The organism is Pararhizobium gei, assembly GCF_029223885.1.
In the GTDB taxonomy this organism is placed as follows: Bacteria; Pseudomonadota; Alphaproteobacteria; order Rhizobiales; family Rhizobiaceae; genus Pararhizobium; species Pararhizobium gei.
Map to the genome: position 1 here is coordinate 2506460 of NZ_CP119409.1, position 13779 is coordinate 2520238.

Genomic DNA, 13779 nt, shown 5'->3' on the forward strand with positions numbered 1-13779 from the left:
GCCGCGTTCAAAGACCTGCACGAGGTTCCCGCCACCAGTCTGCGCGCGCATCCGCGACCTCTATTCCATCGACATCAGCCGCCTCGAGCCATGTTGCGACGCTTTTACCGCCAATTGTCATACCGGCCGCAAAATCGGCAAGCGGCTTCAGCACAAACCCGCGCGTCGTCATCCGCGGATGCGGTATATCGAGCGCCGGCAACCTGAGTTCGAGTTCCCCATATGTCAGGACGTCAATATCGAGTGTCCGCGGTCCCCAGCGCTCGCCCCGTTCGCGCTTCATCTGCAACTCGATCGAAAGACAGCAGGCAAGAAGATCCTGCGGCGCCAGACTGGTCTCAAGTGCTGCGCAAGCGTTGAAGAACCACGCCTGGTCAGTCTTGCCCCACGGCGGAGTGCGGTAAAGCTTCGAGACCTGCCGTATCGAGCAGTCCGGCCGCGCATCGAGAAGCGACAAGGCCGCCGCCATGGAGACCGCCGGATCACCCATATTGCCCCCCAGGCCGAGCGTCGCGAGATGTCGCGGCCTCAGAGCGTGATCCGCCGCGTCAGGCAAGATACTCGACCGCCACTTCGACATAGTCGAGAACACCCGGAACAGGTGCATTGGGTTTGCGGATGGCGATCCTGGCGCGACGAATTTGCGGAAAGATGCTGCAGAGCGTTTGAGCGACCTCAAGGGCAAGAGCCTCGATCAAATATCGGCGCCGGCCAGTAATGATCTTTTCAATTTCCTTGAAAACAAGCCCGTAATGCACTGTGTCCTCGATGGAATCATCAATCAAAGCGGTGCCTTGATCGACATCGAGCTCCGCATCGACGAAGAACCGCTGGCCAAGAAACTCCTCTTCGTCATGCACCCCGTGGCGCGCAAAGAATGCGCAGTTCTTAAGCGTGATCCTGTAGGTCGCTGTCATCGCCGCATTCATCCTTGCTGCACCGCTGCGTCTCGTCTTGACGCCAGAATAGCATCCGCGACCAGCAGCGCGTCCCTGTTGATTGCGACATCATGTACCCGGAAAACCGCAGCCCCCGCCAGTCTCAACACGGCAGTGGTGGCAGCCGTCCCCGCATCTCTTTGCTGCACGTCCCGGCCGGTAATCGCGCCTATGAACCGTTTCCGCGATGTTCCCGCCAGAAGCGGCAGCCCGAAACCAAGCAGTTCCTGGAAACGGGCCATCAGTTCGGTATTTTCCGCGCTGTCCTTGGCAAAGCCGAAACCGGGATCGAGAAGGATCCGCTCGCGCTCGATGCCGGATGCCTCGGCAATTTCCAGCGAGCGCCCGAGAAAATGGTATTGATCGGCAATCACATCCGGCAGTTTTTCCCGGTTGCGCCCTGTATGCATGATACAAAGCCCGGCGCCGGATACGGCAGCGACCGCCGCGATAGCGGGTTCGCGCTGCAGTCCGTGCACATCATTGATGACATGGGCGCCCGCGGCAATCGCCAGTCGCGCGGTTTCGGCGCGATAGGTGTCGATGGACAGGATCGCACCGGTGCGCTCCGACAGCGCCTCGATGACAGGAAGCACGCGCGCCTGCTCTTCCGCCGCCGGGACCGGCGCTGCATCGGGACGCGTCGATTCCCCGCCGATATCGAGGATAGCCGCCCCTTGATCGACACAGGCAAGCGCCGAAGCAATCACGGCGTCGATCCCGGAATAGGCGCCGCCGTCGGAAAAGGAATCCGGCGTCACGTTGATGATCGCCATCAATAGGCCGGCAGGACCAAGCACCAGGCTGCGACCATGCGCCAGTCGCCATGTTCTAGGCCCGAAAGGATCGGCCATATTGTCTCTCCATACGGTATGCGCGCAACATACAGCAAAACCGGAACCAATGCGCCACACACGGCAACAATCAGCATTGCTAAACCGTCTTTTCCGGTTTCCCGGCGCCGCCGCCTCTTTGTTGTTGCACTGCGGCTGGCTATGCCCCAAGCTTCACGCAAGTTCAACCGCCGGACCTGAAACCTATGCCGACTGGCCGCACTTTCCTCTCCGCACTCATGGTCGCTTGTATCGGGTCGGGTCATGCCCTGCCCGCACGGGCCGAAACCGCGATCAGCAAGAGCATCACCTATTTTTCCATCGGCGGCAGGACGGCAGAGGAGCTCGACAAGGCCCTCTCGGAAAACGGTCCAATGATGAATTCGACCGGCAGCCGGCATCCCGGCGCAACCAAGATCAAGTTCGGCGGCACCGTAACCTATGTGAAGCACGGCGAACGCTGCGCGGTCGGCAGCGCCAAGGTGACGCTTAACACCAGGCTTATCCTGCCGCGCTGGAAAAACCGTCGCAAGGCCGGCCGCGACCTTGCGCTCGTCTGGGATACGCTGGCCAGCGACATCAAGCGCCACGAGGAGCGGCATGCGGAGATCGCCCGCAATCACGCTCGCCAGTTGGAAAAGGATTTTCTCGGATTGAAGCCGGAGGCCGATTGCGAGCGCATGCAGGCGCGGGTTGCCCGGTTGAGCGAGACGGCCATCGAGGCACATGACCGCGATCAGGCCCGTTTCGACAGGACGGAAGCGGCTAATTTCGACCGGCGCATGGTCCGCCTTCTGAAATACCGGCTGGACTCGTTGTCCAAGCCGGCGCGCTGAAGCAGATAAGTCACACTGTCGGGAACACGCAGGCCCGGAGCGTCTCATCGAAAATGACATTCCGGGCGGATGTGAGTCTACCTGGTCGGGACCAACCGCAAAAACCGGTCGAGATTGATGTTGATCACCACATCCGGCTTCTCCTTGGCGATCAGATCAAAGTTCGGTTCGGGCTTCCAGACGTAGACGATCCGGGAAAAATGGTTGGACAGATACGGCATGAGAGCGAGCGCGAAAGAATCGCGGAACACCATGGCTGTCGGTAGCGAGCTGTCTTCCGTCTCGTGAACCACGGTATCCCGCGTTGGGGATACCTTCAGATAATCGGCCACCTCGCCAATTTTGTAGTTCATGGGACTGACGATCTTTGAAAAAGTTTCGTCATAGTCGGAAACCGGAATTGCCCCCTCGGCAACTTCAAGAAAACGCGGCACAGCGTCTGGAATGAGCACCATCTTGACCTTGTTCGCAAGGTCGCCCCGATAGGGTTGCGGTTCGGTCAGCTTTACCGCGTCCCACTCGATAACAGGTGTCAAGCTCATGACCTCGGAAAGCTGCCGGTGTACTTCGGCATAGGCCGCATGGCCTCCATAGAGGTTCCAATGGGTATCTGTACGGTAGTAGACTTCACCGCCGCTTCTGGCAGCCTTGACCACTTCCCTTAGATAGCCGCCGGGAACGCCTGCCTCGCGGGCCACCCTCAGCACGGGAGTGGACGGGAAAGTTTCGTAGATGATGTCGTAACCGTGCGGCAATCGATCCTCGTAGACCATCTCTTTCGTCGGCGCGACGAAGAAGAAATAGGGAATACCCAGGGCGTCGAACGTCGACTTCCGTTGACGGAAGACCTCGCCATATCTGGCAATGGCCTCATCAGACATGATTTGTCTGCCGGTAAGTTCGCTGAAAACGTCATTGGAATCCCCCACCAGGAACAGCCAGTTTTCTTTGCCGATCAGCCCTCTTGCGCCGCCAGGCGCCTTTATAATCCCGCTCACGAATTTACCCTATCGATTGCACTCTTCTTAACCGTTGTTAAGGTCTAAGAGGGTGGAAGTCTACCAAAGCGATTGCAGATTTAGCGGTGGCTTTCATGCTCGTGCCCGCTCGCCGATCGAACCCGGGAGAGCGTTCATGGCTGGGGCGTCACCAGATGCGACTATGCCTGCCGCTCCGGAACATGAACGACCAGACCGTCGAGACTGTCGTTCATCTTGATCTGACAGGAAAGGCGCGAGGTCGGCTTAACGTCATAGGCGAAATCGAGCATGTCCTCTTCCATGGCTTCTGGCGCGCCGACGGCTGCCGACCAGACCTCGTCGACATAGACATGACAGGTTGCACAGGCGCAGGCGCCGCCGCACTCGGCCTCGATACCCGGCACCGAGTTTCGCACCGCGTTTTCCATGACGGTCGAGCCGTTCTGGACGTCGAAATCATAATGTGTGCCGTCGAAGGCGATGATGGACAATTTTGGCATAGGTTTTCCGGATGCTTGGCGTTGATCGGCCGCAGGAGCGGTGAGGCCGCCCCTCGCGGCGGCAAAGATTTGGGATTTCTTCCAACAAATCCTTTTGCCAGTCAACTCGCAATGGATGTAAGCAACCGCGGTGCTCCCGACGCGATCAACGTCGGATGCATCGAGACGAGATTGGCTTTACCGGCAAAGCTTGAGGATGAACAGTTCGGCATCGATCACCGCCGCGCTAAGCGAGGCAAGATGCACGGGCTGCGTTGGATCCGCCTCGACGAGCCTTGCGGCCTCGGCAACATCAAAGGCGCCGATGGCGAGCGCCGCCCCCTTGAGACGGTGAGCGGCGGCAACCATTGGCAAGGTCTCGCCCGAGGACAGTTCCTTCATGATCTGGCGCGCCTGCCGGCCGAAGAGCTGTAGCACTTCGATTTCCAGCAGCTTGTCGCCCATGGTCTGGACGGCGAGATGCACGAGATCGATGGGACGGGAGGTCGAAGGGCGTGGCCCGTGAAAATTCTCGGGAGCTTCGAATGCAATCTTGAGTGCCGCCATGGGCCATATCCTTGATCTGTTTTCTTATGACGCAACCGATGCATCGGTTGCCCTGCTTTGTGCCGGCAAAATCCAAGTGACGCCGAGAGATGAACTGTCTGCGTACCGCGGAAGGCCCTGGATCACGCCGACCCGATCTCGCCTGCGCCTTGATCTGCTTCCATCTGTCTTCTTCGGACACCCATGAAGCCATCGGCGCGCTGCTATTCGATTAAAAGGCGGCTGAATGAGGGCAGGTTTCTGACGCCATGGTTAACGCGGGTTAAACTGCGCGATTTCAACGCTTTCGACAGAGGATAGAAGCAATTTTCATTAAGAAGTTGTTAGGATTTTAACGAATGGCCGGGGCCCTTAATTGTAAGGAACCGGTGAATGTGTCACTACGGTACGTTGAGGGATTTGTTTACGCCTGAAGGTGCAGACAATCTCGACAGAATGCGCATTCCACGGATTGCCCCGGACGAAATGCCGTTCCGCGGGGTCAGTGGTTGAAATGAGTGCATGTCGGGACGCGCGCGTATCGATGCGCAAAACCCGCCGTGGCGGTCCGGGTACCGGTGATGTTTCCGATGCAGGCGGTGCTGCAAAGGGAACCCTCCGGAAGGGCAGTTTAGTAACGAGGCGTATCCGCATGGCAACGAACAAAAGCAATGAGTCGATCGACGACAAGGCGTTTCAGGCGTTGGAAGACGCGCTGAAAATCGACTTCGACGAGCTTAAGTCCGCGCTGAACGAAAAGTCTCCCCCGGAAAAACCGTCTGAGGCGAAGGTCCGGACTCCGGGCTCGGCGCAGCCGGCGGCGGCATCGCCGCAGAACCAGGCCGCCCGGACAGGCGAAACTCAAAAAAGCGAGATACAGAAAAGCCTTTCTCCCGAACCCGCCCCCAAGGCCCCCTCCTTCGCGCCGGCCAATGATGGCGGACGCAAAAAACCGGCCGCGGTGCTGCGCTCTCTCGACGTCCGGTCGAGCCGCACCGCCGTACGGGTTGCAGCGGCGGTGTCGGCTTTGTGGATCATCGGTGGGCTTGGCGTTGCCAATCTGCTTTATGCGCCGGAAATCTGGCAGATCCGCTCCCTCGCCGATCTGTCTGCCATGCCGGGCGCTATCGGCGTCGCGATCTTCACCCTTCTGCCGGTGATGCTGTTCTTTTCCTTCGCCATCATGATCTCGCGTGCCCAGGAGTTGCGAAATGCGGCGCGCTCCATGGCGGAAGTCGCCTTGCGCCTTGCCGAACCGGAAACTACGGCATCCGAGCGCATCATGACCGTCGGCCAGGCCGTCCGTCGCGAAGTTTCAGCCATGAACGAAGGCATCGAACGGACGATTGCCCGTGCTACAGAGCTTGAAACGCTTGTTCATTCCGAGGTCAACGCGCTTGAGCGCTCCTATAGTGACAATGAGTTGCGCGTGCGCACCCTGGTGCAGGAACTCGGCCTTGAGCGTGAGGCGATTGTTGGCCATGCCGAGCGGATTCGCTCCTCGATTGCCGGCGCCCATACGCAGTTGCGCGACGAGCTCGCCACCGCTGGCGACGATATCTCAAACCGCATCGCAACCTCGGGTGAAGCTTTCGCTTCGATGATCGAAACCCGCGCCGCGGCCCTGATGGAGCGCTCCAACAGCGCGACGCAGACGATCGACGCAATGCTGTCGACCCGCACCGACGCCCTTTTGACCGGACTGACCACCGCGGGCGTCTCGCTTGGCAACGAATTCGATACGCGCCTCGACAATCTCAACCAGACGCTGACGAAGCGTGGCCAGCAACTGCTGACGCAGTTCGAAACGCGGGCCTCCTCTCTCGATGCCAATACGGACAAGCTGAACACAGCCCTCAACGAACGTGCACGCCAGCTGAACGAAACGCTGATCGCCCGCACGCGTGATCTCAACGAAAGCCTGAATGTCGGCCAGCAGGCGATCACCGGCGGTCTCGACGATATTCTGAGCAACCTGAATTCCGCCCTCGACGAAAAAGGAGCAAGCTTCCGCCAGAGCCTCAAGACAAGCGCTGACGACATGATCATGGATCTGGATCTGCGCTCGGGCTTTTTCGAGGAAAAACTGCAGACCACGGTCGGTCAGTTGTCCACGGCCTTTGATTCGCGGTTCCACGAATTCGCGACAGCCTTCGACAAGCGCGCCAGCATGCTCGATTCGAAGCTGATGGAAAGCCTCGCCCGCATCAACCAGTCTGTCAACGGCGGTGCCGAATCCATTGGCGGTATGCTGGACGGCGGCATCGAACGCTTCGAATCCGCCCTGTCCGAGCAATCCCTGACGCTTGCCACAGCCCTGGGAACGACCCAGGATTTCATCGAGCACACGATCAGCGGCAAGGCCGCCGAACTGAGCGACGCGTTGAGCGGTGCACATCAGAAGATCGACAGTGTCCTTGAAGAACGTTCGGGCACGCTGATGAGCGCTCTGACGGCAGCGCAGGATCGCATCGAGTCCGGTTTCGGCGAACGTGCCGGCCTGCTGGAGTCCGCTCTCATCGAGGGCCAGCAGCGTCTGGCCGAAACACTGGACGCCCGGGCAAGCGCAATCGCCGCTGGCCACCGCGGTGTTGTCGAAAAACTGAACACGCAGGTGAGCGGCCTGATGGAGGGCCTGCAGACCCTACATGGTCGGATCGAGGACACGCTGGCTTCCCGTGCGGACGAGATCACCAGTGCCGTTGCCTCAAGTCAGCTGAGACTGGACAACACGTTGGCCGAGCGAACCGTCGAACTCTCCGGCCTGCTTGCCGCCAGCTCCGAATCAATCGACAGCGCCTTCGAAGGAACTGCGGAGCGCCTGGATACGATCCTGTCCCAGCGCACGGGCGCCTTGGCCAGGGTTCTGTCCTCTTCGGTCGGCTCAATCGAAAGCGCAGTTGCCGGGACAGCGGAACGCCTCGATACGGTTCTTTCGGAACGCACCGGTACGCTCTCGATCATGCTGGCATCCTCGGCTGGTGCCATTGAGGCGACAATCGACACGACGGAACAGCGTTTGGACACGCTGTTGTCCCGGCGTAACGAGGCCCTGGCAACAACGCTGTCCTCCTCGGCCGACGCGATGGAAACGTCTGTCGAAACGACGGCTCGGCGCCTGGAAACAATGCTTACCGAGCGCGGCGAAGCCATCGCCACCACACTTTCTTCCTCGACCGGTGCGATTGAGGCCTCCGTCAATACAACGGCTCAACGCTTGGAAACGGTACTTGCCGAACGCGGCGAAGCCATCGCCATCACGCTTGCTTCGTCGACCGGCGCCATTGAGGCCTCCGTCGAAATGACGGCTCAGCGCCTGGAAACGATGCTTACAGAACGCGGCGAAGCCATCGCCATCACGCTTGCTTCGTCGACCGGCGCCATCGAAGCCTCCGTCGAAACGACGGCTGAGCGCCTTGAAACGATGCTTGTACAACGTGGCGAAGCCATCGCCGGCACGCTTGCTTCATCGGCCGGCGCAATTGAGGCGTCGGTCAATACGACGGCAAGACGCCTGGAAACAATGCTTACAGAACGCGGCGAAGCCATTGCCGGCACGCTTGCCTCATCCACCGGCGCAATCGAGGCCTCGGCGGAAACGACGGCTCAGCGCCTGGAAACGATGCTTGTCGAGCGTGGCGAAGCCATTGCCAGCACGCTTGCCTCATCGACCGGCGCAATCGAGGCGGCCGTCAACACGACGGCAAGGCGCCTGGACAGTGTGCTGGCTGCGCGCAGCGAGGCGGTGGCGAACACCCTCGCCTCCTCGACCGGGCAGATGGAAACTGCGCTCGATGGCACGGCACAACGCCTTGACGCAGTTCTTGCACAGCGCAGCGAAGCTTTGTCGAGCGTGCTTGCCGCATCGGCAGGCGCTATCGAAACTGCAGTGGATGGTACGGCGGAGCGGCTGGACGCGATGCTCGGACAGCGCACCGGCACCCTTGCGAATGTTCTTACCTCGACGGCCGGCGCGATCGAAAACACGATCGGCGGAACGACAGCACGGCTGGAAACACTGCTGTCGGACCGCAACCGTGAAATGAGCGATACGCTCGCCAGCCAGACGGCGACGCTCGACGCGCTGCTGTCGCAACGTTCGTCCGAGATCGCCGGTACCATGGCTGCCCGCGCCAGCGAGATGACCGAAACGGTTGCAAGCCGTACCGAAGAGATCGCGGACAGCCTCTCCTTCCGCGCCAGCGCCATCGCCGAAACCATGGCGGACCGCGTCGGCGATATCGAGCAGCAAATGTCGGGACGCTTTGCCGCGATCGCTGACAATTTGAGCGGCCGTGTCAACGAAATAGCAGTGACGATGACCGGCGCGTCGGCGGAAATTGCCGCCAACCTTTCCGGCCATGCCTTGGAACTCGCGGAATCGGTCACCGGCAGAGCCTCCGAAATCGAGCGGATGCTCACCAGCCGCGCCGGACATCTCGCCACGCATCTGGCCTCGACTCATGACCTGATCCAGGCGACGCTGGACGATCGTATCAACGCGATCAATCTTGCCGTGGCGCATGGTACGGAAACACTGAATGATGTGCTTTCCGAGCAGACCACCACGATCGCAACCACGATGGCCACCAGCGCCAGCATGCTCGAAATGACGCTGGACGAACGCCAGGCGGAACTCTCCGGCGCCATAGACAGGAGCAGCGTTGCGCTGGAACAGCGGATGCTGTCGAGCACCGGCCATATCGCCGACCGGCTTGGCGAAAGCGCCGAGCAGATTACCCGTGCGGCAGATACGCTGACCCACCGGATGGACGTTTCGATGTCCAACATCAACACCAGCGTCGATGTGACCGGCGCCCGTATTGAGGACTCGCTCGGCGCTCTGGAGTACCGAATCCGCGACAGCGTCGGCGGCGTCAGCGAGTTCGTCGACAGCGCCGGCCAGCGCATCGCAGACACGCTAGCAGCCAAGGTTTCCGAATTCGACATGGCCAGCGACCGTGCGGCAGCGCGGATTGCCAACAGCCTTTCCGGCCGCACCGAGGACATCGTCCGCGTCGGCGACGCTGCGGCGACCCGTATTGCCGAAAGACTGCTGGAACAGACAAATGGCCTCGATCAGGCCAGCACCGCGGCCGTTGCCATGATCAGCGACAGTCTGGGCGGTCGCACCGAAGAGATTGGCCGCATCGGCAACACCGTCGCGGCTCGGATCTCCTCCACTCTCGCAGAGCGGACTGCCGAACTGGAAAAGGTCAGCGCCGATGCGGCCGATCGCATAGCCGGGAGCTTGTCTGGACGCGGCGAGGAAATCGACCGGATTGGCAGCGCGGCTGCCGCCCGTATTGCATCGACGCTGTCGGGCCATACGGCCGAACTCGAACAGGCCGGCATGTCTGCCGCCGACCGCATCGCCGGTAGTCTCGCCGGACGGACGGACGAAATCGATCGCGTGAGCAGCCAGGCGGCTAGCCGGATCGCCGATACGCTTACCACTCATACAGCGGAAATCGGCCGGGTCAGCGGCGAAGCCGCTGCCCGGATAGAAGCCAGTATCGAAAGTGGCACCGGCCGGATCGGCGAACGGCTGGAAACGATGGACCGCGCCCTGGCCATCGGGCTCGATAATGTCAGCCGCACCATCGAAAGCAAAGCCGCCGGGCTGGTGACCAACCTTCGCGGCGCAGTCGGCGATGCCGCGCAGACCGTCGATGCCGAAGCCCTGCGCTCGGCGGAGCTTCTGGCCAGGGCCGGCGACGACTTCGCCCAGGCGATGGCAGCCCGCCAGGCTGACTTCCAGTCGAGCATCGAAAAGACGGCGGCAACCGCCGCCATGCGCAGTGCCGAGCTTGCCCGCTCCGTGGGCGAAGCGACCGACGGGGCAGCCTCGCGCATCGCCCAGACGCAGGCTCGGGTTAGCGAGCAGGCATCGTCCCTGCAGCAGAGCCTTGCCGATGTCGAAAAAGCCCTCGAAGTTCGCGGCAGTTCGATCCGCACGACACTCGACGACGGCACGCGCGAGCTGAATTCCATGCTGGCCGGCCGCTCGGCCGAACTGACGCGCCTGATCGATGAGAAGGCGCGCCCTGTTGTCGATGAATATGCAGCAACCGGCCGCGCATTGGCCGAGCGCATCGGTGAAGCCGCCCAGCAGAGCGCAGATCGTCTGCGCGCCGAGAACGAAGCCCTCCTGGAAAGCCTCGCCAGCCGCACGGGCGAGACCTTGAACGCCATCTCCAGCCGCGCGGAAGAAACCGCCAGGGCAATGAAGATGGTCGAGAACCGTCTGCAATCGACCGCAATGGGCCTGATCAACCAGCTGGCCGCCAGCAACAGTTCGATCGCCGAGGTTGTCGAGCAGGCAAGCGCCAATCTTGGTGCCATGGACCAGCAGCTGGGAACGACGACGGCGCAGTTCTCGGAATCCGCCACGCGCGCTTCCGAAATGTTGTCCACATCGACACGTCTGCTTGAGGGCAAGGTCGACAAACTGGCGGACATTTCCGGCTCGACCCTGTCACAGATCGGAAGCATCGTCGGCCGCTTCGAGGATCACTCGAAAGTGCTGGGCCAGGCTTCGGATCTTTTGGGCGCCGCACAGTCCAATCTGGTCAGCACGCTGGAAGAGCGGCAAGATGCGCTGCGCACCCTCTCCATCGGGCTCGTCAGCCGTTCAGAGGAAATCGAAAAGACCATGCACGCGCTCGAAGGCTTCGTCGATGGCGCCTTCCAGCGCGCAGAAGACCGCTCGACGCAGGTTGCTGGCAATCTGCGCGCCGGCATCCAGACCTCCTTCAATGACGTCGGCCGCATCCTCACGGATGCGGAACAGCGTGCGACGGCCGCAGCGAGCGCCATGCGCGACGCAGTGGTAAAAGCCGGCGACGAAGCAGGCAGTTCCGTCGAATCCGTCTTTGTGCGGGCACAGGAGAGGTCCGCTGAGGTCGCCGGTACGCTGCGCTCGAGTGTCCGCGCCGCCTATGCGGATGTGAGCAAGACGCTCGAAGAGGCGGAAGCCCGGGCTCTCTCGGCAAGCGAAGCCATGCGCGATGCTGTTGCCAAGGCCGGCGAGGCCTCCGGCCTGTCCGTCGAAGGAGCTTTTGCCCGGGCGGAGGAACGCTCGAAGGAGATCGCATCGCGGCTGCGCGGCAGCGTCGGCGCTTCGCTGTCGGATATCGACCGCCTGATGAACGAAACGGGCAAGAAGTCGGACGCATCTGCCCAGCTCATGGGCGAAACGATCCGCAAGGCCGTCGAAGAGGCGGTCGCCCGTTTCAGCGGCGCGACCGAAGAAATCCGCCGCTCGGCCGGGGAAATCAAGCGTGAGCTTGATACGACCCGCGAGGAGCTGAAGCGGGGAGCCTTCGACCTTCCCGAAGAAGCCAAGGAAAATGCCGCAGCCATGCGCCGCGCCGTTGCCGAGCAGATCAAGGCGCTCCAGGAACTGTCGGACATTATCGGCAAGTCCTCCGGGCAGCTCGAGATCGCTCACCCCGCGCCGCGCCAGCAGCAGCCGGCGTCTCAGGCGGCCGCGACACGGCAGCAGCCGGTCGCCGCCGTTCCTGTCGTCGCTGAAGCCGTGGCGCCAGAGGCTGCCCAGGCGACACCGAAGCAGACACCCGTCGCCGATATGCTTCCGCAGGAGCCGGCGACCGCCCTGCGCGGCAGCCTGGGCATTGAGCAGCCCCGGCCGGCCATGCCTGTCGCCCAGCAGCCTGTATTCCAGCAACCTGCCGCTCAACGCCCCGTTACCCCGACGCCAGCCCTTCAGCAGCCGCCCATCCGGCAGCAGGAATCCGTCCGGCAGCAGGAGCCGGCAACCATTCGGCAGGTCTCGGAAGAAGGCAGCGGCTGGATGCAGGACCTGTTGCGCGGCGCCTCGCGGGACGAGGCAGCCCCGGCAGCGGTTCCTGCACAACGGACCGCAGAGACACAAAGCCCGCCTCGCGCCGGCGACACCCGCAATCCGCGCCATGTGATGGAATCATTGAATTCGTTGTCGGTCGATATCGCCCGCGCCATCGACCACGACGCCTCGGTCGACCTCTGGCGTCGGTATCAGCGCGGCGAACGCGATGTGTTCACGCGCCGCCTCTATACGCTGAAGGGCCAGCAGACCTTCGACGAAATCAAGCGCAAGTATGACCGGGAGCCCGAGTTCCGGACTGCCGTTGATCGTTACATCGCCGATTTTGAAAAGCTGCTGGGCGATGTTGCCCGCAACGACCGCGACAAGGCGATGACGCAGAGCTATCTGACCTCCGATACCGGCAAGGTCTACACCATGCTGGCCCACGCAGCGGGACGCTTCAACTAAAACTGCTTGAACATCAAGGAGCCCTGCCGCACAGAATGCCGGCAGGGCTTTTTTGTATCCGGCTGGTGGATCCCGGACAGGCGTCGATCAGCCGAGGCCCGGCAGCCCTTTGAAAGTGTGTCTGTCTGCCTCACACCACAGCTGGCAAAACAAAAAAGCGGCTCCGGGATGCCCCCGAAGCCGCTCGAAATCACGACATGAAAGCGTGATGCTATTCGTCGCGATAAACCTTTTCGCGGCGCTCGTGACGTTCCTGGGCCTCGATCGACAAGGTGGCGATCGGACGGGCGTCAAGCCGCTTCAAGCCGATCGGCTCGCCTGTTTCCTCACAGTAACCGTAGGTTCCCTCATCCAGCCGCTGCAGGGCGGAGTCGATTTTCGAGATCAGTTTGCGCTGACGGTCCCTTGCCCGAAGCTCGATGGCCCGGTCAGTTTCGGAAGACGCCCTGTCTGCGAGATCGGGATGATTTGCGCTTTCTTCTGCCAGGTGGCCAAGCGTTTCCCGCGCTTCGCGAAGGATATCATTCTTCCATGCGTTCAGTTTTGCTCTAAAATAAGCTCGCTGATTGGTATTCATGAATTCCTCTGTCTCCGAAAGGACGAAGGAACTAAGATCGATCTTCTCACTCAACGCGATTCTCCTGAAGAACATCTCATATTCGGCGGTGTATAGACCCATGCAGGTCCTGTTTCAAGCCTCTGAAAAACAGCGCGGCTTTTTTAAAGCTTTGCTTCATTGCAAGGCTAACAGTCTAATATTTCATCAGAATTACAGGATTTCGATTTCTCGGCGAATTGCCGTGTCAGTGAGGGGCATCCAACCGTGCGAAACTCGCATTGGCCTTGAAAAGCGACCGGACGGAACCGTTTCCCGGAGTTCAGCGCGTAA

The 13779-nt window shown here is 61.1% G+C and carries 9 protein-coding genes; 2 read left to right on the forward strand and 7 right to left on the reverse strand.

Annotation, left to right across the window (positions count from 1 at the left end; translation table 11 throughout):
• Positions 1–7: 7 nt before the first annotated feature.
• Genes folK through folP form a run of 3 tightly spaced genes read right to left on the reverse strand, consistent with a single transcriptional unit; the run spans position 8 to position 1792 of the window.
• Positions 8–490 (reverse strand): 2-amino-4-hydroxy-6-hydroxymethyldihydropteridine diphosphokinase, encoded by a 483-nt coding sequence (gene folK, locus PY308_RS12300; RefSeq protein WP_275782863.1) that lies wholly within the window; start codon positions 488–490, stop codon positions 8–10.
• 58 nt (positions 491–548) lie between these two features.
• A complete protein-coding gene (gene folB / locus PY308_RS12305) occupies positions 549–917 on the reverse strand; it encodes a dihydroneopterin aldolase (RefSeq protein ID WP_275782865.1) in 369 nt (122 codons plus the stop codon).
• An 8-nt stretch (positions 918–925) separates the two neighbouring features.
• Positions 926–1792, reverse strand: coding sequence for a dihydropteroate synthase (folP, locus tag PY308_RS12310; protein WP_275782868.1), 867 nt, complete (start codon positions 1790–1792; stop codon positions 926–928).
• Between the two features lie 218 nt (positions 1793–2010).
• On the opposite strand from folP, the gene PY308_RS12315 reads away from it, so the two are divergent.
• Positions 2011–2607, forward strand: coding sequence for a DUF922 domain-containing Zn-dependent protease (locus PY308_RS12315; RefSeq protein ID WP_275791106.1), 597 nt, complete (start codon positions 2011–2013; stop codon positions 2605–2607).
• A gap of 77 nt (positions 2608–2684) precedes the next feature.
• On the opposite strand, the gene PY308_RS12320 is transcribed toward PY308_RS12315, so the two are convergent.
• From PY308_RS12320 to PY308_RS12330, 3 genes are all read right to left on the reverse strand, one after another.
• Positions 2685–3605, reverse strand: coding sequence for an alginate O-acetyltransferase AlgX-related protein (locus PY308_RS12320; protein ID WP_275782871.1), 921 nt, complete (start codon positions 3603–3605; stop codon positions 2685–2687).
• 161 nt (positions 3606–3766) lie between these two features.
• Positions 3767–4087 carry a 2Fe-2S iron-sulfur cluster-binding protein gene (locus PY308_RS12325; RefSeq protein ID WP_275782873.1) on the reverse strand — a complete coding sequence of 107 codons (321 nt, stop codon included), beginning with the start codon at positions 4085–4087 and terminating at the stop codon, positions 3767–3769.
• 177 nt (positions 4088–4264) lie between these two features.
• The gene (locus PY308_RS12330) at positions 4265–4633 is read right to left on the reverse strand and encodes an Hpt domain-containing protein (RefSeq protein ID WP_275782875.1); all 369 of its coding nucleotides are present in this window, start codon (positions 4631–4633) and stop codon (positions 4265–4267) included.
• Between the two features lie 631 nt (positions 4634–5264).
• On the opposite strand from PY308_RS12330, the gene PY308_RS12335 reads away from it, so the two are divergent.
• Positions 5265–12890 (forward strand): apolipoprotein A-IV repeat region-like domain-containing protein, encoded by a 7626-nt coding sequence (locus PY308_RS12335; RefSeq protein ID WP_275782878.1) that lies wholly within the window; start codon positions 5265–5267, stop codon positions 12888–12890.
• A gap of 211 nt (positions 12891–13101) precedes the next feature.
• On the opposite strand, the gene dksA is transcribed toward PY308_RS12335, so the two are convergent.
• The gene (gene dksA, locus PY308_RS12340; protein ID WP_275782880.1) at positions 13102–13521 is read right to left on the reverse strand and encodes an RNA polymerase-binding protein DksA; all 420 of its coding nucleotides are present in this window, start codon (positions 13519–13521) and stop codon (positions 13102–13104) included.
• Positions 13522–13779 lie beyond the last annotated feature (258 nt).